Source organism: Micromonospora sp. NPDC050397 (assembly GCF_044901685.1).
Taxonomy (GTDB): Bacteria; Actinomycetota; Actinomycetes; order Mycobacteriales; family Micromonosporaceae; genus Micromonospora_G.
On sequence record NZ_JBJDPS010000009.1, the window covers coordinates 160,085 to 184,280 of the forward strand.

Annotated in this window: 20 protein-coding genes; 10 read left to right on the forward strand and 10 right to left on the reverse strand. The window is 69.8% G+C overall.

Going from position 1 to position 24,196, the window contains the following annotated elements; translation table 11 throughout:
- Positions 1 to 53 precede the first annotated feature (53 nt).
- From ACI2K4_RS25825 to ACI2K4_RS25840, 4 genes are all read right to left on the reverse strand, one after another.
- Positions 54 to 521 carry an acyl-CoA thioesterase gene (locus ACI2K4_RS25825; protein WP_404514886.1) on the reverse strand — a complete coding sequence of 156 codons (468 nt, stop codon included), beginning with the start codon at positions 519 to 521 and terminating at the stop codon, positions 54 to 56.
- 90 nt (positions 522 to 611) lie between these two features.
- Positions 612 to 1,508, reverse strand: a complete 897-nt coding sequence (locus tag ACI2K4_RS25830) for an alpha/beta fold hydrolase (RefSeq protein ID WP_404514888.1) — start codon at positions 1,506 to 1,508, stop codon at positions 612 to 614.
- A 104-nt stretch (positions 1,509 to 1,612) separates the two neighbouring features.
- On the reverse strand, positions 1,613 to 1,987 hold the full coding sequence (locus ACI2K4_RS25835) for a DoxX family protein (RefSeq protein ID WP_404514890.1): 375 nt from the start codon (positions 1,985 to 1,987) through the stop codon (positions 1,613 to 1,615).
- Positions 1,988 to 2,046: 59 nt separating this feature from the next.
- Positions 2,047 to 3,036 (reverse strand): NADP-dependent oxidoreductase, encoded by a 990-nt coding sequence (locus ACI2K4_RS25840; protein WP_404514892.1) that lies wholly within the window; start codon positions 3,034 to 3,036, stop codon positions 2,047 to 2,049.
- Positions 3,037 to 3,284: 248 nt separating this feature from the next.
- Here ACI2K4_RS25840 and ACI2K4_RS25845 point away from each other — a divergent pair, with 248 nt between their 5' ends.
- The 4 genes from ACI2K4_RS25845 to ACI2K4_RS25860 all read left to right on the forward strand — a co-directional run bounded on the left by ACI2K4_RS25845 (position 3,285) and on the right by ACI2K4_RS25860 (position 5,965).
- On the forward strand, positions 3,285 to 3,785 hold the full coding sequence (locus ACI2K4_RS25845; protein WP_404514894.1) for a MarR family winged helix-turn-helix transcriptional regulator: 501 nt from the start codon (positions 3,285 to 3,287) through the stop codon (positions 3,783 to 3,785).
- Positions 3,786 to 3,821: 36 nt separating this feature from the next.
- A complete protein-coding gene (locus ACI2K4_RS25850) occupies positions 3,822 to 4,064 on the forward strand; it encodes a DUF6767 domain-containing protein (protein WP_404515030.1) in 243 nt (80 codons plus the stop codon).
- A 13-nt stretch (positions 4,065 to 4,077) separates the two neighbouring features.
- Entirely contained in the window at positions 4,078 to 4,893 is an 816-nt protein-coding gene (locus ACI2K4_RS25855; RefSeq protein ID WP_404514896.1) for a class I SAM-dependent methyltransferase, read from the forward strand.
- Positions 4,894 to 4,987: 94 nt separating this feature from the next.
- Positions 4,988 to 5,965, forward strand: coding sequence for an AraC family transcriptional regulator (locus tag ACI2K4_RS25860; RefSeq protein ID WP_404514898.1), 978 nt, complete (start codon positions 4,988 to 4,990; stop codon positions 5,963 to 5,965).
- A 10-nt stretch (positions 5,966 to 5,975) separates the two neighbouring features.
- Here ACI2K4_RS25860 and ACI2K4_RS25865 read toward each other — a convergent pair whose 3' ends face one another.
- On the reverse strand, positions 5,976 to 6,920 hold the full coding sequence (locus ACI2K4_RS25865) for a helix-turn-helix transcriptional regulator (RefSeq protein WP_404514900.1): 945 nt from the start codon (positions 6,918 to 6,920) through the stop codon (positions 5,976 to 5,978).
- Positions 6,921 to 7,222: 302 nt separating this feature from the next.
- Between ACI2K4_RS25865 and ACI2K4_RS25870 the strand changes: the two genes are divergently transcribed.
- A complete protein-coding gene (locus ACI2K4_RS25870) occupies positions 7,223 to 7,480 on the forward strand; it encodes a hypothetical protein (RefSeq protein WP_404514902.1) in 258 nt (85 codons plus the stop codon).
- 43 nt (positions 7,481 to 7,523) lie between these two features.
- Here ACI2K4_RS25870 and ACI2K4_RS25875 read toward each other — a convergent pair whose 3' ends face one another.
- Positions 7,524 to 10,391 carry a hypothetical protein gene (locus tag ACI2K4_RS25875; RefSeq protein WP_404514904.1) on the reverse strand — a complete coding sequence of 956 codons (2,868 nt, stop codon included), beginning with the start codon at positions 10,389 to 10,391 and terminating at the stop codon, positions 7,524 to 7,526.
- Between the two features lie 257 nt (positions 10,392 to 10,648).
- Complete coding sequence (locus ACI2K4_RS25880; RefSeq protein ID WP_404515032.1) at positions 10,649 to 11,485, reverse strand: hypothetical protein; 837 nt, start codon at positions 11,483 to 11,485, stop codon at positions 10,649 to 10,651.
- 75 nt (positions 11,486 to 11,560) lie between these two features.
- On the opposite strand from ACI2K4_RS25880, the gene ACI2K4_RS25885 reads away from it, so the two are divergent.
- Positions 11,561 to 12,295, forward strand: coding sequence for a hypothetical protein (locus ACI2K4_RS25885; protein WP_404514906.1), 735 nt, complete (start codon positions 11,561 to 11,563; stop codon positions 12,293 to 12,295).
- A gap of 309 nt (positions 12,296 to 12,604) precedes the next feature.
- Positions 12,605 to 15,082, forward strand: coding sequence for a M14 family zinc carboxypeptidase (locus tag ACI2K4_RS25890; protein ID WP_404514908.1), 2,478 nt, complete (start codon positions 12,605 to 12,607; stop codon positions 15,080 to 15,082).
- Positions 15,083 to 15,136: 54 nt separating this feature from the next.
- Here ACI2K4_RS25890 and ACI2K4_RS25895 read toward each other — a convergent pair whose 3' ends face one another.
- A complete protein-coding gene (locus ACI2K4_RS25895) occupies positions 15,137 to 17,905 on the reverse strand; it encodes an AAA family ATPase (RefSeq protein WP_404514910.1) in 2,769 nt (922 codons plus the stop codon).
- Between the two features lie 516 nt (positions 17,906 to 18,421).
- Between ACI2K4_RS25895 and ACI2K4_RS25900 the strand changes: the two genes are divergently transcribed.
- Positions 18,422 to 18,982 (forward strand): NADPH-dependent FMN reductase, encoded by a 561-nt coding sequence (locus ACI2K4_RS25900; RefSeq protein WP_404514912.1) that lies wholly within the window; start codon positions 18,422 to 18,424, stop codon positions 18,980 to 18,982.
- A 77-nt stretch (positions 18,983 to 19,059) separates the two neighbouring features.
- Here ACI2K4_RS25900 and ACI2K4_RS25905 read toward each other — a convergent pair whose 3' ends face one another.
- On the reverse strand, positions 19,060 to 20,145 hold the full coding sequence (locus ACI2K4_RS25905) for a glycoside hydrolase family 19 protein (RefSeq protein WP_404514914.1): 1,086 nt from the start codon (positions 20,143 to 20,145) through the stop codon (positions 19,060 to 19,062).
- 214 nt (positions 20,146 to 20,359) lie between these two features.
- Here ACI2K4_RS25905 and ACI2K4_RS25910 point away from each other — a divergent pair, with 214 nt between their 5' ends.
- On the forward strand, positions 20,360 to 21,616 hold the full coding sequence (locus tag ACI2K4_RS25910; protein WP_404514916.1) for an acetamidase/formamidase family protein: 1,257 nt from the start codon (positions 20,360 to 20,362) through the stop codon (positions 21,614 to 21,616).
- A 57-nt stretch (positions 21,617 to 21,673) separates the two neighbouring features.
- Here the strand turns inward: ACI2K4_RS25910 and ACI2K4_RS25915 are convergent, their stop codons facing one another.
- Positions 21,674 to 22,480 carry an SAM-dependent methyltransferase gene (locus ACI2K4_RS25915; RefSeq protein ID WP_404514918.1) on the reverse strand — a complete coding sequence of 269 codons (807 nt, stop codon included), beginning with the start codon at positions 22,478 to 22,480 and terminating at the stop codon, positions 21,674 to 21,676.
- 355 nt (positions 22,481 to 22,835) lie between these two features.
- Between ACI2K4_RS25915 and ACI2K4_RS25920 the strand changes: the two genes are divergently transcribed.
- Positions 22,836 to 24,149: a lipopolysaccharide biosynthesis protein gene (locus ACI2K4_RS25920; protein WP_404514920.1), complete on the forward strand. Its 1,314-nt coding sequence runs from the start codon at positions 22,836 to 22,838 to the stop codon at positions 24,147 to 24,149.
- Positions 24,150 to 24,196 lie beyond the last annotated feature (47 nt).

Genomic DNA, 24,196 nt, shown 5'->3' on the forward strand with positions numbered 1-24,196 from the left:
CTGACGCCTCCCGTCCCCTGCCTCATGCTCTGCCGCGCGGTAGGGGCCTCTCCTCACGCCCGGGGGCCGGCGGGGACATCAGCCTCGGTCGTCGGACGGAGCAGCACGGTGACCGCCTCTCGGGTCGCGTCGCGCCACGGCGCCGGCTGCATGGTCGCCGGGTCGAGCAGCACCATGGTCCGTGAACCCTCGGCGTAGACCGTCGCGCCGTCGAGCGAGAGGATTCGGAAGCCGTACCGCACGCTGGTGCGACCGAGGTGCTCCGCCCAGAAGTGCACGGCCACCTCGCCCGGACGGTTGATCGGCCGCCGGTAGGCCAGGGTCAGTTCGCGTACGGCCAGGAAGGCGTCCGCGCTCGGCGTGCCCGAATCCATTGTGTAGCCGCGCCTGCCCCAGTAGCCGCCGAACGCCCGGTCGAAGAGGAACGCGTACCGGGCGTGGTGCACGATCCCCATCGCGTCCAGGTCGTCGAAGTAGACCGGAACGGTCTCGACGTCACCGTACTCCACCGCTTTGGTCATGGCCGTCACAGTTCTCGTTCCTCCCGGTTGAGCGTACGTGCGTTGGCAGTTGAATTACCGAGCCGGGCAGCGAACTTCGGCTGCCGGCGCTCAGCTCGTGACCCGGCCTGTGGTCAGGAATTCCCGTACAACGGTGTTGAAGAGTTCCGGGTTCTCCCAGAACATGAGGTGGCTGCCGCGCTCGGCCTCGGAGAAGACCCGCACTTGTGCGCCAGGGATCTGCGCCGCCACCCAGCGCGGGACACGGGCGTCGAAGAAACTCGACGCGCCACCGATCACCAGTGTCGGTACGGTGATTCGAGGTAGAACATCACGCCAGTCATTCCCGTAGTGGTCGAGGTGCAGCGTCACGGCGTGCTTCCTGGGGAGTAGGAGGTTCTGCTCGGTAATCCAGTCGGCGTCTTCACCGCTCAGCGTCGGAGTGTGCATCATGCCGACGATCATCTTGGCTGTGGCGTCCGGGTTGGCGCCGCGCATACCGGCAGCGATACCGAAGGCCAGCTCGGCGGTGAAGATGCCTCCCAGCTCGACTGCCTGCTCCTGCGGCACGAGGTCCGCCGACGTTACCGCCGCCTGGTCGACCAGCACCAGGCGGCCGACCCGGTCACCGCCGAAGAGGTCCAGGTAGCACCAGATGACCGTGCAGCCCAGCGAGTGACCGAGAAGGGTGACCTCCCGCAGATCCAGGGTGTGGATGAGATCCCGCAGGTCGCCGGCGAGCCGGGAGACCCGGTAACCGTGATCCGGCTTGCCGGATCTGCCGTGTCCCCGATGGTCCACCGCGATGACCCGATAGTCGCGACTCAGTTCGGTGATCTGCTTGGCGAATTGAGCAGCGGTTTGCGAGAAGCCTGGCAGTAACACCACCGGCTCCCCCTGGCCGACATCAACGTAGTGGATGCGCACACCGTCGTTCGTCAGCAAGCTGTCGGTCCGGTGATTATCCATGATTTTCCTTGTGTAGTCGGGGTGCTCGAGACTGGCCACGTACGAGACGTGGCGATCTGTCGATGAGGGTGCTTCCTGTACCCGCTGCCGCAGTGGAGGTGACCGTGGCCGCCGGCGCTGGAGCCGCTGTGACAAGGAATCGGTCAGAATGCGTGCGGTCCGAATCGGCCCCAGACCACGATGGCGGTGAGGACCGCCAACACGATGTTGACCAGAAGGTTCGGCACTTCGCCTCGGCGGCCGTGGGTGACCGCCGCCCCGATCATGAGAAAGGTGAGGCCAGTGGCGGCGACCGGTGTCAGGGTCGCGGCGACGCCGATCGCCGCCGGGAGGATCAGCCCGACAGCGCCGGCGACCTCCAAGGCCCCGATGAGCTTGATCGCACCGGGCGGGACCGGGTCGACCCATCCCTGTCCGGAGTCGGCCAACTGCGGCTTGCTGCGCAGCAGCTTCATCACGCCACTGGCGAGGAACACAACGGCCAGTACGCTGGCGAGTATCCACAGAAGGATGTTCATGGGGCGGAACCTTTCGGGTGTTGTCAGGGGCTGCGAATGAACGCAAAACTGATCGACCGCTAGCGAGCCGTGTCGTTGGTTTCCGGAACCTCTCCGGCAGTGCTTCTGTCCGGCCGGAGAACGACCTTGCCGCCGGCGTGGCCGGTGGCAAGGAGTGTGTAGGCGTCCCTGGCCTGCTGGAGGGGGAACTCTCGGGCGATCGTTACGACGAGGTCGCCAGCGGCGGCGAGACGAACCAGGTGCGGGCGGGCGGCGCTGCGGATGCGCTCGGTGTCCGGCCCCGGACCGAGCGCCCGGGCGCCGGCAGCGATGGCGGCCTGGTAGTTCGCGATCGTGACGATGCGGGCGGGGTCGCTCACGAGTGCAAGAGAGACCGTGAGCGCCTCGTCGGTCCCGACGGTGTCGACTGCTGCCGACACTCCGGCAGGGGCCAACGCGCGAATCCGGTCGGCGAGGCCGGCACCGTAGGCGACCGGGCGTACGCCCTCGGCGCGCAGCCGCTCGTGGCGACTCGACGCCGCGGTGCCGATCACGCGAGCTCCACGGATTCGGGCTAGCTGCGTCACCATGCCACCGACCGCGCCACTCGCGCCGTGCACCAGAACGATGTCGCCGACGCCGACGCCGGCCACCTCGAGGGTGTGCGCCGCAGTGGTCGCACTGCCGAGCAACGCGGCTGCCTCGGTGAAGCCGAGCATGGCCGGTTTACGTAGCAGCATCGCGGCCGGGACGGTGAGTTCGTCGGCCTGCGCCCCCGGCAGCCAGTGCCCGAGCACCTCGTCACCGACGGCCAGCGACTCGCCCTCGAACCCCGTCGGATCCGGGCCGACAGCGGTGACCACGCCAGCGACCTCGTTGCCGAGCCGCAACGGCGGTGATTCGTGGTCACCACGGATCGATCCTGCCGCGCGTTTCAGGTCAAACGGGCTGATCGCCGCCGCGCGAACCGCGACCACGACTTCACCGGGCCCGGGCCGCCGGGAAGGCACGTCGATGACGCCGATGACGTCGACTCCGCCCCAGGCGGTTGCCACGACTGCGCGCACCATGTTGCTCCGCTCGTTGAATCATCGGTTGTCGGGATCTGGGCTTGCCGGCCAGTTGGCTGTCGCTCGAGGTGACGACCCGCTGACCGTTTTCGGTTGCCCCGTGCGCCTGCTGACCGCCTACCTCCGGAGCAGAGCGCACCCGTCCGCATAGCGAGCTATTAAGTAGCCAGTAATTAGCTCGCCAGCTACACAATAGCCCGTTAGGCTAGGATCAAGGCAAGCGATCAGCGTGACGAGGAGCACAGCAGATGCCCAGAGAGGACCCAGCCGGCGCCGACACAGCGCAAGCATGTCCAACCCCGGAAGACGTGGCGGTGCTCAAGCAGTGGAACGCGATCTCCGCCGGCATCCGCACCCTCACCGATCAGCTCCTCGACGACGTCGATAGGCAGACCGGTCTGGCGCCCTCGTCCTTCCAGGTACTCTGGTTCCTGCTCAACAGCCCGGAACGACGGGCCCCAATGAGTCATCTTTCCCAGACCCTCGGATTCTCCACCGCGGGCACCACCAAGGTCGCCGACCGGCTCGTCTCCGCCGGCCTGATGGAACGCCACCCATCCGCCACCGACCGACGGGTCATCTTCGCCGTCCTCACCCCCTCGGGACGTGACGTCGCCCGCCGGGCCGCCCTGGCGCTCGCAAGCGCACTGCGTCAGCGCGTCGTCACACCGCTCGGCGAGGACAAGCTCACCCATCTCGCGGAACTGGTCAACACGCTCAACCTGACGCCCACGCCGGATCACGCCTGACTACCGCGGTTTCCCGCGGCGGAAGGCACTCACTTCATCCCCGCAGACCGGTCACATTGCCAGCCGATCGTCTCCGGGCCGCAGGAGTGCGGCCCGGTGTGGCTGACGTTCGACGACCGCGAGTGGCGCGCGGCGGTGATGAGTCCCCGTCGCCTGCAACCACTGCCGGGCGCGGTGGCCCAGTGGCTGCCCGCCCCGCTCATAACCCCGCGGCGGTGGAGGGGAGCTTCCGGGCGATCTTCCGCACCGGTCGCGGCGGCGCGGGTGTGTGCGGCATAGGTAGGCTCACCGGATGGAGCAGGATGCACGACTACTGCACGCCTCGTCGTTCGGCGCCGCGGCGGTCGCGTACGCCGAGCACCGCCCGGACTACGCGCCGGCCGCAGTGCGCTGGGCGTTGGAGGCCGCGCCCGGCCCTCGAGTGCTCGACCTCGGCGCCGGGACCGGCAAACTGACCGGCACACTGGTCGCGCTGGGCGCCGATGTCATCGCGGTCGAGCCCGACCCTGCGATGTTGGCCGAACTGCGCCATGCGCTGCCGGGTGTCGACGCCCTGCCGGGCGGCGCCGAGGCGATACCGCTGCCGGACGCGTCCGTCGACGCCGTGCTGGCCGGAAACGCGCTGCACTGGTTCGACATGGCCCTCGCCGGGCCCGAGATCGCCAGGGTGCTGGCGCCCGGGGGCATCCTCGCCGGTCTCTGGAACGTCCTGGACGACCGGGTCGACTGGGTTGCCGGACTCGATCGGGCCAGCACGAGCGCGGCCATCGGCCCGCGTGACGCGTTCAGTCGCTGGCGTGCCGCGACCGCGAGCCTGCACCTTCCCGAGGATGGCTCGGTCGCCCGTTTCGACTCGGCGGAGCAGGCCGAGTTTCCGCACGGGCAGCGCCGGACCGCCGACTCCCTGATCGCGACGATCGCTACGCGCGCGGGGGTGCTGCTGATGCCGGAGCAGGAACGCGAGGCTGCTCTCGGCGGGATTCGCGCCTACCTGGCGAGCAGGCCGGAGACCAACGACGGTGAGTTCACCCTGCCGATGCTGACCGGTGTGCTGCGGGTACGACAGCTCCGAGCCCTCGACCCGCAGTCGTTGAAAACGCCCTGGTGAGAACTGTTGAAGGCCACTAAAATAGCCCATACCATGAGAGGTCCCAGTGATCGGGACAACCCCGACACCGGAACGTTCGCGTGTGGGAAGAACGATGTCCGAGACCACCAGCGTCCTCGCCAGGGCGGCATTCGCGACCCGCGACCCCGAAGCGGCGTACCACTTCATGAACAGCCACTTCGTCAGCCAACGACAACGCCTGGGCGGTGACCGGGAACGACCGTTTCAGTTCCGGGTGGAATGCGTCCGGTCCGGACCGATCATCGCCGACACCTTTCGATACTCGTGGGTCTCGCACATCCAGACGGACCCGGTCCCCTGTCTGCGCACCATCCACGTGCGCGGCGGACTGATGGAGGTCCATGCCGGTCGGCACGAGGCCCGGCTCCAACCCGGCGACGTGTGCATCTACCCCGCCGGCAGTCCCCTGCGCGTTCACTGGCAGAACGTGACCGGGGACGTACTCCGGATGCCGTACACCGACCTGGCCCGGCTCGCGGCCGAGACCACCGGCATCGATTCCAGGGACTTCCGGCTCGACGGAATGTCGCCGATCTCACCGGCGCTCGCCCGGTACTGGCGGGACACGATCGCCTTCGTCCACCGGCAACTGACAGCGGCGGAGCCCGCGACGCTGAACCGCGTAATCCTGGCCGAGCTGAGCCGGATGCTGGCCGCCGCCGCCCTGGTCGTGTTCCCCAACACCACGATGACCCGCGCCGAGCACCACGACACCGGCCGGGTACCGCCCGCCCTGCTGCGTCGCGCCATGACGTTCATCGAGGCCCATGCCGCCGAGCCGATCACGCTGACGGAGATCGCCACGGTCGCGGGTGCGACCCCGCGCGCCTTGCAGTACGCGTTCGCCCGCCGCTACGACACCACGCCGCTGGGCTACCTGCGTCGGGTACGCCTCGAACGCGCCCACCAGGAGTTGCGGGCCGCGGAGCCCAGTGGTGCGGCCACCGTGGCCGTGATCGCCGCCCGTTGGGGGTTCGCCCACCCGGGTCGGTTCGCGGCTCTCTACCGCCGGACGTACGGTCAGCCACCGAGCCGGACACTGCACGGCTGACGCTCTTCCGTCAGCGCTGGCGCAGCGTGTGGGAAGGCGTGACGCCGTAGGCGACGCGGTAGTGGGCGGCGAACCGCCTCTGGCTGACGAAGCCCCAGCGTGCTGCGACGGTCGTCGCGGTGGTGGTCGCGGGATCGGCGTCGCGCAGGTCGTGGTGGGCGTGGTGCAGGCGGACCTGGCGCAGGTACGCGGTGGGAGTGGTGTCGAGGTGACGACGAAAGGCGAGTTGCAGAGCGCGAATGGTGACGTGGGCGGCGGCGGCGATGTCGGCGGGACTGATGTCAAGGTGGGCGTTGTCGTCGATGAACGTGACGGCACGACGCAGACTGGCGGCGTGGGCGTCGTGGCGGTCCTCGATCGTGGGATCGTGCAGCGCGTTGTTCGGGAACGCCGTAAGGGCGGCGGCGGCCAGGAGCCTGCTGGCGGTGCCGGCGACGAGGGGTTGTTCCGCTACCGGTCTGCCGATGATCTCGTCGCGTACGTAGTCGAAGCTACGGTGGTAGATCGCGGCCGCTTCCGCGTTGATCGGCCGGTAGTCGAGAAACCTGACGGGCCGTGACACGCGCGCCGGTTCGGTGTCGGCGATCTCGGCGAACAGCGACACGGGAAGTTGTGGCCCCTCCACCTCGGCGTCGCTGATTCTGCAGTGATAGGAATGGTCGGGCTGTGCGGGGATGTAGAGCGACCCCGGCCCCTGACGCTGATCGTGATCGGGGGTCTTGAGCGTGATGGTTCCGGCGATGACGTGCCCGAACTGGTAGATGCCCAGCGGCCCGCCGGTGGCCGTCATGTGCAGCTTGACGGCGAGATGGTCGAGCACGATCGTGTCGAGGACGTAGCGGGAGAGCCGGAACCGGTGAACGCTGGTGTCGATGTCCAGGGTGAGGTTGCTGTACATGCCGGCGAAGGTGTCGTGAACGACGTCCGGATCGGTGGTGTCGACCAGTAGTGTCATGCCCGACCTTTCGCTGGGCGCCCACATGCCGCATGGTGATCGGCCACCTCGGAGGAAAAGGCAGGGGCACATGCCCACGAACGAGGTTACGACCGGATTAACGAACCTCACGACCCGAAGATGTCGCCGCGTCGAGTGGGGTCCCCGTTCACCGGCGTTCGTTCTTCAGCGTTTGTTGTTCACCTCGGCTGTGTCGATCGTGAAGAACGAATCGTTGCTACACAGGCCTCAGCACGGGGAGCGGGGCGTTCGACCACGATCGCCGCTGATCACGACCGCTCCCGGAGCAGAGAGGAAGATCCATGGGTATTCGCATCAAGCGGGCGGCGGGGCTGCTCGCGGCCGCCGTGGTCGCGACGGCGGGAGTCGGCCTCGGGACGCAGGCAGCCGCCCAGGCCGCGCCGCCCGGTTACGAGTTCCTCACCTACTACTACTGGGTGGAGGACTGCACCCGGGCCGGGCACGCGGGTGTCGACGAGGGGCGCTGGCAGCGGTTCACCTGCGAGGACGGTAGCTGGTTCCCCGGGGACGACTACGAGCTCTGGGTCCTGTACTACTGACGCGACCCCGGCGACCCCGAGCGGCGGTGGCCGGCAGGCGTGCTCACGCCGGCCGGCCACCACAGGGCGGGCGGTAGCTCCTGCCGGGAAAGTAGGTGGCCCAGCGCTCCCGGCCGATCGGGCCGTCGACGCAGTCGCACACCCAGGCCGCCACCCTGGTCGCGTCGAGCTGGTCCAGGGGCGTACCGGGGATCTTCCACAGGATGGTGGTGTCGTCGTCGCTGGCGGTGGCGAGGACCCGCCCGTCCGGACGGAAGGCAATCGACACCACCGGCTCGGTGTGTGCCGTGAGCAGTGCGACCTGCCGGTAGTGGCCGGAGTCGGCCACGTCCCAGACCCGCGCGGTCTGGTCCTCCGACGCGGTGGCGACCGTACGCCCGTCGGGGCTGAACGCCACCGACCGTACGGTGCCGTCGTGGCCGGCGAGTACGCCCAGCTCACGACCGCTGGCCAGGTCCCACACCCGGGCGGTGCGGTCCTGGCTGGCGGTGGCGAGCCGGGTCCCGTCGGCGCTGAAGGCCACCCACGTCACCCGGGCCCGGTGACCGCTGACGATCCTCGGCCGGTCCGGCTGGGCGAGGTTCCACAGCGCGACGGTGTGATCGAAGCTGGCGGTGGCGAGCACCGTACCGTCCGGTCCGAATGCCGCGCCGACGACAAACCCGGTGTGCCCGGTGAGGGTCATCAGTTCACGCGGGGAACGCGGATCGGCAACATCCCACACCTTCGCCGTACGGTCGCTGCTGACGGTGACCGCCGTACGACCGTCCGGGTGGAACGTCACCGCGTTCACCTCGCCCCGGTGGCCGCGCAGGGTGGCGAGTTCGACCGGACGGCGCGGATCGGCGACGTCCCACAGCTTGGCCGTACCGTCCCAGCTCGCCGTCGCCAGGAGTTGGCCGTCGGGGTGGAAGGCGGCGGCGTTGACGGTGCCGGTGTGTCCGCTGAGCACGGTGGCGACCTCGGGCCGGCGGGGATCGGCGACGTCCCACACCCGGGCGGTACGGTCGTGGCTCGTGGTCACCGCGGCACCGCCGTCGGCGCGGAAGGTCACCGCGTTCACGTTCGCGCCGTGTCCGGACAAACGGGCGCGGTGCGGGAAGGGGATCATGGTCATCAGGCTCGCCCGCGCCTCGGCGGTCGGCGCCAGCCGGTACGCGGCCAGACTGAGCTGCGCCGCGAGGTCCGGATCCCGCCCGCGCAGCGACCCCGCCTTGCCCGCGACGATCTTCGACAGTGCGGTGTCGCTCTGCCGGGCGGCGGAACGCTCGACGCTGACCGCGTACGTCACCGTGCCGGCGGCCAGCACCAGCAGTACGGCGAGCAGCGCCACCGCCTGCCGCAGGCGCGCGCCCCGCTGGCGGGTGAGCCGACGCTCGGCCAGTTCGGCGGCGCGGCTCGCTTCGAGAAAGGTACGTTCCCGGGTGGCCAGCGCGCCCGGGTCGCGTGCCGCCCACTCCGATGCCCGCACCAGTCGCACACCCCGGTAGAGGGCGCCGTCGTCGTGGTCCAGGGCCTGCCACACCTCGGTCGCCTCGGTCAGCGCCCGATGCACCCGCAGACCCTCACGGTCCTCGGCGAGCCACCCCCGCAGCCTCGGCCACGACCGGATGAGTGCCTCGTGCGCGATCTCCACGCTGTCCCGGTCGAGGGTGACCAGGCGGGCGTGGGCGAACCGGTCGAGCACCGTACGGGTGTCGGCGTCGTCGTCGAGCTCGACCCGCTCGACCCGGCGTTTGGTGTCCCCGGTGCCCTCGCCCGGCTCGGTGAGCCGCAGCAGCAGGTTCCTCGCGGTGTCCCGTTGGCCGGCGGAGAGCCGGGCGTACACCGTCTCCGCGGTCTGGGTCAGCGCGCCCGCGATGCCACCGGCCGCCTGGAAACCGGCCAGGGTCAGGGTGTTTCCCCGGCGCCGCAGCCAGGTCTCCAGGAGCACGTGGGACAGCATCGGCAACACCCCCACCCGGCCGTTGACCTGGGCCACGAGTTCGGTGAGCAGCGCGCTCTCGACCGCGTACCCGGCTCGGACCGCCGGTTGGGTGATCGCCAGGCGTAACTCCTCGGGGTTCATCGGACCGACCGTCACCTGGCCGTCGCGCAGCACCTCGACCAGGCCCGGGAAGGCGGTGCAGTGCGGGTAGAAGTCCGCGCGTACCCCGAGCACCACCCGGCACCTGCTGTTGCCGGTGAGCGCGGCGGTGAGCAGCGCGTCGATGAACCGCCGCCGTTGCTCGCCGTCGCGGCAGAGGGTGAAGACCTCCTCGAACTGGTCGACCACGATCACCAGTTCGCCGTCGTCCGGCACGGCCGCCGCGATCAGGCGGTGCAGCGCCCGTACGTCCGGTCCCGGCGTCGCCACCGGTGATCCGCTGAGCCTGGCCAGTTGGATCGCGCATTCCTCGATCGGGTGCGCCCCCGGGGTGAACAGCAGCACCGGGTCGGGCAGCCTCGGCATCACCCCGGCCCGCAGCAGTGAGGACTTGCCGGCACCGGAGGCCCCGAAGGCCACCACGAAGCGTTGGTCTGCCAGTCGGGACAGCACCTCGTCGACCAGCCTGTCCCGGCCGAAGAACCGCTCGGCGTCGCGGGGCTGGAGCGGGGCGAGCCCGGCGTACGGTGGCTCGACGTCGCCGCCGGGCTCCGGCGCGGGCAGTTGCGCCGCCACCTCGCGCCACCGCTCCTCCCAGTCCTCCGTCGAGCCCCCGCACGCGGACACGTAAGCCAGCGTGACCGCCAGGCTCGGCAGCTTGCGGCCGGCCGCGGCCTGGGAGAGGGCCGCCTCGGAGTAGTGCGCCCGGCCGCTCAGTTCCCGATAGGTGGGCTTGCCCGCCTTCTCCCGCAGCAGCCGCAGGTCACGGGCGAATCGCAGCAGGGCGGTGTCGCCCGGATCGAGTGGACGCTCAGCTCGCGGCATTGCCGTTACCTCTCAGTCCGCTCCGACGAGCACGCGGTCGGTACTCCCCGCTTGCGGTGGGACGGTCCCGGTCTGATCGGCGGTTGCCCGTGCCGGGTTCCGACTACCGCCGATCGCCGACGCGCTTGTTCCACACGCGGAAATCGACGTTGGGCAACGTAACTACGGTACGCAGCGACATGTCGGATACTTCGCATCGAGCATCCCCGAACTCGGGTGAAACCGATGTCAACGTTCGGACAGCCGACGGTCGGAGTTCAGGCCGGGCCGGCGGCAGGACCGTTCGACGCGGGCAGCCCGATCGGGTTGGCCGGGGGCAGCACGGCCCGGCAGGCCCGCGCGATCGGGGTCAGCAACGCGACAACCCGCTCCGGGTCGACGCCGGTCCAGGCCGTCGCGGCGAGGACGTCGGTCGCGACCTCGATCCGCTCGTATTCGGCGACGCCGGTGGTGGTGGGAGTGCCGTCCTCGGCGAGCCAGCCGCGCTCGACCAACCGTCGGGTCGCGGCGTCCCACTCCTCGTCGGACCAGCCCCGGTTCGATTGCAGGGCCTCGCGGCCGAGATCTGTCGTCGCCCGCCAGACCAACGGTTCGCAGCCGCCCAGTCCGGCGGTGACGAGCGCGGCGACGTGCCCGTCCCCACGATGCTCGCGCAACGCGGTGGCGGCGTGCCAAAGCCGGGCCAGCGGCTCCACCGGCACCGGCAGCGCCGCGTTGGCGGCCCCGAGCGCCCGACCCGCCGGGGCGAGACGGTCAACCGCCTCGGTCAGCAGGTCGGCGGTCGCCTCCACCGTGGCGGCCGGGATGTCGGCGGTGAGCCGGGTCAGCGCGTCCGTGGCTCCGGCCAGGCGCGCCGCGAGCGCTTCGGCCGGAGTAGCCCGTTGCCAGACGTCGGGCAGGGCCCGGGCGACCATGGCGGGCGCGAAGGTGAAGAAGAGGGCGGTGGCCGGTGCCGCCCCCACCGGCCCGAGCGGGGCCGCCCGCCCGCCGAAATAGCCCCGCCAGTAGCCGCGTAACCCGGCCTCCTCGTACGCCCGCCGCGCCTCCGGCGCGAAGTACGTGACGGCGTGCACGGGCTCGTACAGTGTCCACAGCAGCCTTTCGGTCCTCACCCGACCAGCATCTCATCGCGAACCGCTTCCCCCGCAACACCGAGAGGATCAGTATGCGTGACCGACCCGAGCGAGCGTCCCGCCACCTCCGGCTCAGGTGCTCCCGAGCATGGCGTACCACTGGTCGAACGGGTCATCGCGTCGATCTCGGCGGCACCCGCCCGCCCGGTCCTGAACTACGCGCCATGGGCGGGCACCTGGTTGGACGGTCCGCCCACTCCGGTGCCGGACGACGTCCTGGCGACGATGGCGTTTCCCAGTGGCCGGCCGCTACCGCCGGGCCTGCGCCGGTGGCTGGCGTACGACACGAGCCTGCTCACCCGCTTCGGCTGGTTCACCCCGGACGGCAGCCACCGGCTCACGCCCCGTCCACTCGGCGTCCTGGCCGCCGCCGAGTACGGCGAGCCGTGGGCGACCCTCTACCACCCGTTCTCGACCCGGTTCACCGAATGTTTCCTGCTGCCCGGCGGCTCGGACTCCCGCCGGGTGTTCGCCGTGGCCGAGCCGGACGAGACCGGCGAGTACCCGGTGCTGGCCCTGGACATCGACGACCTGCCGTGCGTCGAACTGATGTACCCGGGCTTCGATGCCTACCTGGCCGACACCGCCGGACTTGTCACCATGCCGGGCGGCAGTTACCCGGCCTTGGCGACCGACGCCACGTACGGTCCGCGCATGCGAACCCACGCCCGTCGCACCTTCGGCGGCGGGTACGGCTGGACCTTTCCCGAGGCACCGTTCGACGACAGCGTCTTCGCCGACAGCGACAGTCGTACACCCGGCACCAGGTGACCTCGCGGTCAGGCCCGCGACGCCGGCCTCGACCAGGGCATAGACACCCTTCGCCGTCGGACTGAATTCGATCGTCAGCTCAAGCAATGCTCAAGATCCGGCTCAGCCACTCCGTCGAAGCGACAGATTCACATACACTCACCGCGCCCAGCCCGCCCACAGCCCTGCACGCCTGCTCACGACGGTGCCCGCCGTCGTACCCGGGCGCCCGTGGACGGGTTCGGCGTGGCTGTCCGAACTGGATCGGCCTGGCCCGCTCGCGGGCCGACACGGCATCAGACCACAGGCCGCAAACAGAAGGAGGGGAGCATGCACCGCAGACGACTGCGCATCGCGCTTCTCGCACTGCCCGCCCTGGTGGCGAGCGTCCTCATCGTGCCCGCGCCCACCCCGGCGGGCGCCGAGTCCACCGCCACGGCGGGCGCCGGGCGATCCCACCTGGAGGACCAGGAGTCGGTACGCCTCGTCCGCATCGAGCTGACCGGGGCCGACATGCTGGACAAGGTCGTCGCCGCCGGCTTCGACCTCGAGCACGGCCTCAAGCGAGTGCCCAGCGGCATCGAGGGCGAGGCGGTGGTGACCGCCGAGCAGATCGCCGAACTCGAGGCGATGGGCGTCCAGATCCTCGGCGACAACGAAGGCTTCGCCTGGAGCGAGGAGGCCGACGGGGGCATCCAGTCCTTCCGTACGTCCGGCGCCCAGCCGCACGGTCACGAGGAGACCGTACGGGTCGTCCGCGCCGACTGGTTCACCACGAAGGGCCAGGGTTTCCTCTACGTCGAGGCGCGTACCACCGAGGGGCAGCAGGCGGAGCCGATCGTCGGAATGCAGTTGGAGAACGACTCGGGCCGGCGGACCCCGTTCGGCTTCGCCCGGACGATGAGCCGGTTCGTCGACTCCGGGCAGTACATGTTCCACCGCAACCTGTTCAAGCTCGACCAGCGCCCGCACCAGATCCGGGTCACCAGTTCGACCGGTGGGGTCGCGGTCGGCGGCGTCTCCGACTGGCTGGAGGACGCTCCGCCGCCGCTGACGGAGAACCGGGGCTACAAGTCCGACTTCGTCGACGGCTACAAGCACCCGCAGCAGCTCTACAGCCGCGCCAAGGAGATCGCCCGGCAGTACCCGGACATCGCCGAGATCGTCTACCTGCCGAACCGGACGAACGGCTACCAGCGCAAGGCGCAGGCCACGATCGGCGGCACCGGGGAGTCCGCGGTCGTCGTCAGCTCGGCGGCCTGGGGTCACGAGGGTGGCAACGACATCACCGTCGAGTTCGTGGACCGGCCGGGGGCCGATCTCCCGTTGGGTGTGGAGGTGACGGGCAAGGCGATCCGGGTCCTGCTCGCGAAGGACGCCTCCGCCGGCCTCGCGAGTACGGCTACCGAGGTGGCGGCCGCGTTGCAGACCCGGTCCCAGGGCCTCGTCGACCGGTCGCACCCGTACCGGACCAATACCGGCACCGGGATCGTCGCGCCGACCCCCGGCCCGGTCGCGCTGACCGACTTCCTCGACCAGAAGCGGGTCGGCGCCCCGGAGGGCGAGGTGCCGCGCGGCCCGGCCACGATCCCCGTCCTGCGGATCGGCAAGTACCGCGACGGCCGGAACCCGGGCGTGCTGATCCAGGCGCAGGACCACGCCCGCGAGTGGGTGCCCGCGACGACCTCGCTGGAGTCGGCCGAGCGTCTGGTGCACAACTACCGGTCCGACAGGGAGACCAGGAAGATCGTCGAGAGCACCGACGTCTTCTTCATCCTGTCGAACAACCCCGACGGCGCGAACTACAGCTTCTACAACTTCGCCTCCCAGCGCCGGAACATGACCAACCACTGCCCGGACGAGAACGCCGATCCGGCCCGCCGTAACGCCTGGGGCGTCGACCTGAACCGCAACTACCGGGTCGGCTCGGGTCACGACGGCTACTCGGGCGCGTCGACAAGCTGTGTCAGCGACACCTACCAGGGACCGGAAGAGCTCTCCGAGCCCGAGGCGAAGAACATCATCTGGCTGGTCGAGCGGTACTCGAACATCAAGTTCATGATGTCCGTCCACTCCAACGGCGGCCAGCTCTTCTGGCAGCCCGGTGCGTACATCGCGGACGGGCGGATCACCACGCCGCGCCCGCCGCTGGGTGACGAGGCGTTCTACTGGCAGTCGGCCGCCCGAATCCTGTCGCAGGTCAAGGCGCACCGGGAGACCGTCGTCACGCCGGAGAACGTCGGCGGTTCGTCGGACGTCCTCTACTCCTCCGCCGGCAACGTACGTGAGGACCTGTACCACACGTACGGGATCTACGCCTTCGGTTGGGAGGTCGGCGGCTCGATCTACAACCCGGCCACCGGCAACTGGCAGGGCGGCTCGTTCCAGCCCGTGTGGGAGGGCGATCCGAACCTCGTCAGCGGCCACGCCGAGACGATGGAGTACGCCAACGGGATCATGGAGATGTTCCGGGTCGCGGCGGACTGGGGCAGGGACAAGAAGGACCCGACGTCCAAGCTCGTTCCCGGCGGTGGGAGGTACTCCGCGCCGGTCGACGTACGGTTCGAGACGAGCGAGCCGGCCACCATCTACTACACCACCGACGGCAGTCGGCCGACCCTCCAGTCGCCGCGCTACGAGGCGACCGAGTTCCGGGAGCCGGGCGAGGTGTTCCACGTGACCGAGACCACGACGTTCCACTGGTTCTCGGTCGACGCGGCGGGCAACATCGAGCAGAACTACGACCCGACGAAGAACGACAGGCGCGACAACTACCGCAAGGCGACGATCACGATCCGCAAGAGGTAAGCGCGCCTCTGGTCCGGGCGGGATCGCGGGTCGGTTGACCTGGTCCCGCCCGGATCAGACCGGTCCCCCTCCGGGTTGTCGCGCGTCCGAGAGGGTCCGCGTGAGTGCGTCCCGCAGACCTGCCCGGGAGGTGATGCCCAGCTTGGGGAATATGCGGTAGAGGTGCGCTCCGACGGTCCGCGCCGAGAGGAACAGTTCCTCGCCGATCTCCTTGTTGGTCATGCCGGTCGCGGCCATCTGGGCGATGAGATGCTCACGACCGGTCAGGATGTCGTTCGCTGTCGTGGGGGCTGTCCGCTGGCCGGCGGCCCGCAGCTCCTGGTGGGCTCGTTGGGCCCATCTTGTCGCACCGAGGCGTTCGAACGCCGCGTACGCCCGAGCAAGGTGTTCGCGGGCCGCGCGTGGCGACCGGGTCCGGCGGAGATGTTCGCCGAACAGGAGTTCGACGCGGGCCCGGTCGAACGGCCACCGGTGGGGCTCCGGTGTCGCGAGGGCTCGGTCGAAGAGGCCCGACGCGATGTCGTCGGCGGCGACGAGGGCCTCGGCGGCCGTCACCATCATGCCGAGTCTGCCGGAGATCGTGTCGACCCGCGCGGCCCGCGCCGCGTCGACGTGAGCCCGCGCCTCCACCTGACGGTTGGTCCGGACCGCGGCCTCGACCACGTCGAGCACGGCCCAGATCGCCACCGGGCGGTAGGCCGGAATGGTACCGGCGGGACCGATCGAGGTCGCCTCCCGGTACGCCTCCTCGTAGTCCTGGCGGCCCAGTGCGACCAGCGAGCGGGTGTAGTGGCAGAGATGACTCACCGCGTCCGCGCCCCGGGGTGCGGCCCAGTAGATCAGCTCATCGGTGATCCGCCGCGCCGTCTCGTCGTCCCCTCGTACGGCGGCGAGGGTGGCGAGCGAGTGGTCGGTCGCCCAGCCGGCGACGCGGAGTCCGTGTTGACTGGTCAGGGAGAGCGCTTCGGCCAGGTACCGTTCGCTGTCCTGCCACTGCCCCGCGAAGTAGGAGTCGGTCGCCAACAGGACCAACGCCTGCGTCATGATGCTCGTGTCGTCCACGGCGCGTCCCAGCTCCAGCGCGCGGTGCAGGGCGGCCCGACAGCCCTGGAGCCGATCCACCCAGGAGGCGGCGAGCCCGACCAGAACGATGGTGCCGGGTTCGTTGACCTGATCCAGGTTCTCGATGAGTCGGTCAAGCTGGCGGTACGCGGCGTCACCTGCGTACGCCGGATCCGAGTGGGTGTGCCGCATCAGGACGACAACGTCGAATTCCGGGTTGTTCAGGCGCGACGCGAGTGTGTCGAAAACCGGCCAGAGATTGCTCCGCCCCCCGAAGAAACAGACGTACAGCAACGTGATCAGGGCTGCCCTGACCTGGAAGACGGGATGCGACTCCTCGCTCACCACGTCCAGGGCGCCGGCGAGGATGTGGTGGGCGGTGTCGACATCACCGTCCGCGTTGAGAATGACAAATGACGTGGCCACCGACATCTCCAGCGATCCCGAATGCGCCGGATCGAGCTGGCGGACCTCGCGCAGGGCGCCACCGGCCAGCGCGATCCCGCCGCCCAGGTGAGCACCCACGTAGGCGGCGGCGGCCAAGCGCCGGGCCCGCTCCGGTTTGGCGGGGCTCAGCACCGAGGCGTTCGTGAGCACGGTGACCGCGCCGACCGTGTCGCCCCGCCTGACCATGCGGTAGCCCGCCTCTTCCAGCAGGGCCGCCGCCCGCTCGTCGGGCCCTCGACTGCTCTGTGCGAGATGCCAGGCCCGTCGGTCCGGGTCGTCACGGACGACTCCGGCCAGTCGGCGGTGGACCCGGTCCCGCTCCGCGGCGGTGGAGGCGCTGACGATCGCCGACCGGGTCAGCGGGTGGGCGAACACCACCCGGGTGCCGTGGTCGGCGATGCGGATGAGCCGAGCGCGTTCCGCGGGCGCCAGTGTCTCCAGTAGTCGTTCGCCTGAGGCGTCCTCCAGGACCTGCAGGCTCCCGGTACCTTCGAGGGCGGCGAGCAGCAACGACTGCCGCGTGGGGTCGGGCAGTTTGTCGATCCGGGACGAAAATGCCGCCTGGAGCCGCCGGTTCAGCGGGACGACGGAGAGGTCGACCGGCGGACCGTCCTGACCCGAGTCGGCGAGAGTCAGCGGCAGTTCGACGAGAGCCAGTGGATTCCCGGCCGCCGTGGCCAGTACCCCCCGTCGGACCGGCGGCGCCAGGTCGGGGTGGCGAGCCATCAGGATCTCCGTTGCCGCCCGCTCGTCAACAGGGGCCAGCACGTACTCGTCCAACCGTGCCCGTTCGAAGAAACCTTCGGCTCCCGGACGAGTCGACCCGAGGAAGCCGATGCGCGTGCCGGTGAGCCTCCGGGCCAGGAGCGTGAGCACCGCGGCGCTCGAGCGGTCCAGCCAGTGGAGGTCGTCGACGAGGACAAGAACCGGCGCTTCGCGGGCCGCGACGCGCAGCAGGTCCCGCATCGCCCCGGTGACCGCCAGCCGATCCAGGGACACCGAGGCGTTGGGATCGAACAGGGCCTCGATGGTGGCGGCACGGGCGCCGTCGAGGGCGGGGATCGAATCGACCAGCGGAGTCAGGATCTGTTGCAGGCCGGCGAAACTGAAGTCCGCTTCGAACTCGACCGCGGTCGCCACCAGGACGAGGCCGCCCTCGTTTGTCCAGAGTCGGGCCGCGTGTTGGAGCAGTGTGGTCTTCCCGAGGCCGGGTTCGCCGACGATGACCAGTGAGTGCCCGGACCCGCGGGCGTGCTCGCGGAATCCGTCGATTCTCGCGAGGGCTTCGCTCCTACCGACGATGTCCGGCGTCATGCCCCGTCACGCTTCGCTCCCCGGCCGCGACCACACCGGTGACAACCCGGCCACGGCGACATCCATCTGACGGATCGGGGGCGAACCTCGCCGCGCAACAGCCTCTCCGATCCATACCTTAGTCGCGGCACCGCCGCTTCGGATCCAGCACCAGACATTCAAACCACGCAAATCAGACTCAGGGGAGCAAAAGGCGCAAACGGGGAGGTCGGGTGGTGCGTTTCCCGCGGCGAGGACGGTACCGACCGCCCCTGGTTCCGAGCGGGTGGCCCCGACCGGCTCGGGTTTAAGTCACATGACAGATGGCGCGGGGATCGCGGTGTGCCAGCCTCGGTGTGACGAGTGGCCGCGGGCTCGGGGCCGACACGCGGTCGGACCAGATCGCCGGACCGCGACCGCATCGGAGGCGACACTGCCGACCGGATCTCCAGCAGATCGATCGCACGGGTCGGTAGCCGCGTCCGTGGCCGCGCCGCACGTACCGCGCCTGTCAACGGAGTCTGGAGAAGAAATTCGATGCTGAAGGTAGCAATCATCCTCGGTAGCACCCGTCCGAACCGGGTCGGTCCGATCGTCGCGAACTGGGTGCGGGAGATCGCCGCCCAGCGCACCGACGCCGAGTTCGAGCTGGTCGACGTCGCCGAGCTGGGTCTGCCGCTGCTGGACGCGCCGCTGCCGCCCGCCGTCGGGCAGTACGCGAACCAGCACACGAAGGACTGGGCCGCGAAGGTCGACTCCTTCGACGCGTACGTCTTCGTGACGCCGGAGTACAACCACTCCGTGCCGGCCGCGCTGAAGAACGCGATCGACTACCTGTTCGTGGAGTGGCACAACAAGGCGGCCGGGTTTGTCAGTTACGGTGCCGCCAGTGGCATCCGGGCCGTCGAGGCGCTCCGCCTGATCCTGGCCGAGCTGAAGGTCGCGACCGTACGCGCCCAGGTGACGCTCGACTCGTACCGGGACTTCGAGAACTTCTACGACTTCAAGCCGACCGAGCGGCACGTGGAGGCCCTCAACGTGGTCTTCGACGAGGTGGTCTCCTGGGGTACGGCGCTGCGGACCGTACGCCAGCCCTGATCGGGTGACGGACGTGCCCGGCTCCGAGGGGAGCCGGGCACGCGGGTGACGAAGCCGGACCGGGCGGGTACGCCCGATCAGCAGTACAGGTTGGCTCCGGCGGGCACCCCGAGGATGCCGACGAACTGCTGGTACTTGTTGACCCGGCTCTGCACCTGGGCGGGGTTGCCGCCGTTGCACTCGATCGAGCCGTTGATGCTGCGGATGGTCTCGCCGAACCCGGCGCCGTTGACCATCGCGTTGTGCGGGGTCATGGTGCCCGGGCCGTTCTGGGTCATCCAGTACCAGATGCCGGTCTTCCAGGCCACTGCGGCGTCGTTCTGGACCAGCCAGGGGTTGGTCAGCAGGGGCAGGCCGAGGGCGTTGCCGGCGGCGTTGTAGTTGAAGTTCCAGCTGAGCTGGATCGGTCCGCGTCCGTAGTAGGCGGCCTGCCCGGCCGGACAGCCGTACGGCTGACCGGAGTCGCAGTAGTGCGGGTAGTTGGCCTGGTTCTGCTCCACGATGTGGACCAGCCCGCCGGTCTCGTGGTGCACGTTGGCCAGGAAGGCGGCGGCTTCCTGCCGTTGCACCGTGGCACTGCCGGCCCTGGCGAACGCCGGGTAGGCGCTGAGGGCGGCGACGAGCCCGGAGTACGTGTAAAACGAGTTGCGTCCGGGGAACATCTGGTTGAACTGCGCCTCGCTGACCACGAAGCCGCCCGGGTTGGTGGGGGGCGGAGTGGTGGTGGGCGGCGGCTGGCCGTTGCAGCCGTACGGCTCCCAGTACCAGGTGCTGACGATCGGGTCGTAGCCCGGGTTCTCGTGCTCGGCGATGTAGTAGAGGCCGTTGGTGTACCGCACGATGGCACCGGCGGCGTACCAGGTGCCGGCGGCCCAGTTCGGGTAGTTGCAGGTCCCCCCGGGCGGCGGGTTGCTACCGCCGCCGCAGGTCCCGAGGTCCTGCCAGACGCCGGTGGTGCCGGGTGGCGCCTCGTTCTGGGTCCACCACCTCGCCTGGTAGTTGCGGCCGTTGTGGGAGGCCTGGTTGCCTCCCCAGTAGACGGCCGAGGACTGCCACGGTGCCGCACAGGCCGCGGCTGACGCCTCGTTCGACGGGACGACCGCCACCAGCGTGCTGACCACAGCCACCGCCACGAGCGCGACCAGGGCGCGCAGTTTCGACATGGCGAACTCCTTCCTGGATACCACGGGGCCGACGACGAATCGCGCATCGACAGAGGTGACTGTAACACTTTCTGTTCACAATCTTTACTATTAGCTGTCGACGCGCGCCGGGAGTCGTCGCCGTACGAGCACCAACGTCTCCGGCCCGATAATGGTCACGGCGTTCGCGCAACCGGGCGCGACGGCGGTGCCCCGTCGGCGATGGGAGTTGACCATGTCCAGCAACCACTGGAGCGCGGCAAGTCGGAGGAGTCTGCTGGCCACCGGCCTGGCCGCCACACTCGCCGCCGGTGCCCCGATTCCCGCCCAGGCGACGCCGGGACACCCGAGCGGCAAGGGCCCGCGACGCCCGAGGTGGGACCACCACCTCAGGTCCACCCCGGACAAGCTGCACTGGGGCGGCTACCCGATCGACTGGGAGCCCGGCCTGACGATGCGATCCGGCGAGACCGTACGCGTCGACACCCTCTCCCAGCAGGGCTTGACCAATCCCGCCGTCGACCCGCGTGACTACTTCGGTGCCTTCGGCGTCGAACCGGACGAGATCCTGCCCGACGGACTGGCCTTCTGGGAGACCCTGCCCGAGCGCCAGGCCACCGGCAGGCAGTACGGCGGTCACGTGCTGACCGGCCCGATCTACGTCAGGGACGCGCAGCCGGGTGACACCATCGCGATCGACATCCTCGACATCGACACCCGCGTGCCGTACGGCTTCAACAGCACCGCCCCGACCAGCGGGGTGATGGCCACGTTCTATCCCGGGTGGCGTGCCGGGGACGAGGGGCTCGACATGCCGACCGAGGTCCCGCCCGGTCTCCCGGCCGGCGTCTGGCCCGATGTCCGCACCCACCTCTACCGCACCGGCATCCACCGTGGCAAGGAGGTCGTCTTCTTCGCCGACGGCATCGTCATCCCGACCCAGAAGTTCATGGGCATCATCGCGGTCGCACCGCCGACGGGCGAGTTCGTCGGCAACACCGAGGACGCCCCACCGCCGGCCAGCGGGGTGCAGAACTCGACGCCCCCGGGCAAGTTCGGCGGCAACCTGGACGTCCGCGACCTCATCGTCGGCACGACGCTCTACCTGCCGGTCTTCCAGTCCGGCGCGCAGATCTTCATCGGTGACCCGCACAGCTGTCAGGGTGACGGCGAGGTCAGCGGCACCGCCGTCGAGCACTCGCTCTCCGGTACGTTCCGGATCAGGCTGGTCAAGGACGTGGCGACCGAACTGCCGTGGGCCGAGACCGACGACCACTGGGTGATGATGGGCATCCACTGGGATCTCGACCGCGCCACGCGGATCGCGGTCGAGAAGACCGTCGACTTCCTCGCCACCACCCACGGTCTGACCGTGCCGAAGGCGTACTCCTTCGCCTCGATCGCGGTGAACTACCACAGCGCCGAGGTCGTCGACCGTACCCAGGTCGTGACCGGTCACATCCCGAAGAGCGTCTTCGTGGGCCGCCGCTGACCCTCCCCCGGCCGGTTGGGACAGCGGCGGCCGAACGGTCGCCGCTGTCCCAACCGCTCACGGCTTGCGCGCTATGCCACCGGCCATCAGGCGTTCGGCCACGGTCAGCTCGTGGTCGATCGGGGACTCCGGCCGCCATTCGGGTAGGGAGACCAGGCCGGGCTCGACCATCTCCAGGTCCCCGAAGAAGCCCTGGAGTTCGGGCAGGGTCCGGAACCGCCCGGTGCCCAGCACGCTGAGATATGTCTCCTCGAGTGCGGCGGCCTCGGGGAAGGAGGCGCAGAAGCTGGTCATGAACAGGTGACTGCCGGAGGGCACCGCGTCCATGTACGCCTTGGCCACGCCGCGCGGGTCCTCGCTGTCGTGCAGGTGGTGCAGAATGCCGACGAGGAGCACGCCGACCGGCTGGGAGAAGTCGATGAAACGGTGGACCTCGGGGTCGTCGAGTACGGCCTGCGGGTCCCGCAGGTCGGCCGTCACCACGGTGGTGTTCTCGTTCTCCACCAGCAGAGCCCGGCCGTGGGCCAGCACGATCGGGTCGTTGTCGACGTAGACGACCCGGGCCTCCGGCGCCGAGCGCTGTGCGACCTGGTGGGTGTTCTCCCGCGTCGGCAACCCCGAGCCGAGGTCCATGAACTGCCGGATTCCGGCCTCCTCGACCAGGTAGCGGACGCCTCGGCTGAGAATCTGCCGGTTGTAGGCGGCCACCTCGGGAAGCTGCGGAACAATCTTGAGCATCTCGCCCACAACCGCGCGGTCGATCGCGAAGTTGTCCTTGCCCCCGAGAACCACATCGTAGGCGCGCGCGATGCTGGGCTTCGAGGGGTCGATACCGGCAGATGCCGGTCGGTCCGGTGCCGCCATGAATCCTACTTTCGCAACGTCTCGGTCCTGGCCTGGTCCGGTGATCCTAGAGGAAGCCGGCCACACCCGCGGGTCGCTCACCAGCCACTGTGGACATGGCCCTGGTTGTCGAGACTCAGGCCGTACAACTCGGGGTAGAACCGCTCCGGCCGCCAACGGCCGGTTCGGCGACCAGGTCGAGGGTGCCGTAGACCACGAGGCGGTCCCGGGAGAGGAATGATCCTAGAGCCGGTGTCGAGCTCCGGGGGCGTGGCCGACCTCGTCCCGCGAACGGCGATGGCTCGACGGCCAACCGCCGTCCCGCACGGGTCGTGCCGAACGCACCCCGGGGCCGGCGTTGCGTAGAGTACGGGTCGTGCCAACCACGGCCGGCGTGCCGACCGGTGACACCGCCGACGTCCGCCCCACGAACCCGGGGACCGGAGTCCGTGGTCTCGCCAGGAACTCGGCGATCGCGGCCGGCGCCGTTGTCGCCAACGGGCTGCTGAGCGCGGCGATCCTGGCACTGTGCGCGTCGTTCGGGCAGACGGACGAGATCGCGGCGTACACGGTGATGACGTCAGCGCTGGCGTTTGTCATCATCGGCGCCAGCGGCGGGTCGGCCCTGCTGTACCTCAACGGCACCGAGGAACAGCGCACCCTCGTACGGAGCCAGTGGGCCCTGGTGGTGGTACCCGCCGTACTCGTCGGCGCGCTGGTCATCGGCGAGTTCTACGCCGGCCGGGGATACAGCGCCACCGCGCTGGTGGCGGCCGGTGTGGTGGCGCTCGGCAACGGTGTCGCACAGTTGCAGATCGCCGACTTCAACCGGCGGATGCGGTTCCTGGCCACCGCCGTGCTGATGTGCGGCAGCAAGGCCGCTTCGCTGGTGATGGTCCTGGTCGGGGTCCCGCTCACGATCGCGCTCGCCACCGCCGGGCTGGCCCAGCTCGTCGTCGGCGAACTCGTCCTCGGTCGGGACGGTTCGCTGCGGCGCGCGCGGTTCCGGGAGCTGTCACTGCGGCGCGCCTTCGCCGGATACCGGTCCAGCCGGCACCTGTTCGGCTTCGCCCTCGGCGAGCTGTACGTGGCACGGTACGCCACCCTCGTGCTGTCGCTGGTCGCGACGCCCACGGTGATGGGCAGCTTCGGGGCGCTCGTCACCGCGTACCAGGCGATCGGTGGTGTCGTACAGTCGGCGTTGCAGGTGCCGATGGTGGCGCGTACCCGCAACCGGTTGGGTCTCGAATCCGCGAGGCACCCGGCGCACTTCTCGGTGGCGATGGCACTGGTCTGCGCGGTCCCGATGGCGATCGCGGTCGCCGGGCTCGCGCCCTGGCTCACCGGTACGCTGCTGTCCCTGCCGCACCGGGAGGCCGCCACCTGGCTGGCCGTGTTCATGCTGGCGCTGCCGTTCCTGGCGGTCAGCCGGGCGCTGATGTTCAACTGGATCGGCGACGGCGACTTCGCCCGCGCGACGAGGGCCATGGCCGTGCTCGCGGTGATCCTGACCATCACGGTCACGTTCGGCGTACCACGGTTCGGGCCGCTCGGCGCCGCCACCGCCACCGCCGCGGCCGAGGTGGCCGCCCTCGCGGTCATCCTGCTGCTCGCGCGCCGGTCGGCCGGCTCGGGTCCGCTCGCCGGGACGTCGCCGGCCGACGGTCAGCGGCCCCGGCCGAACGGGTGACGGTCGAACAGACGTCGGTACGCGAGACGGACGCCCCCACCGGGTCA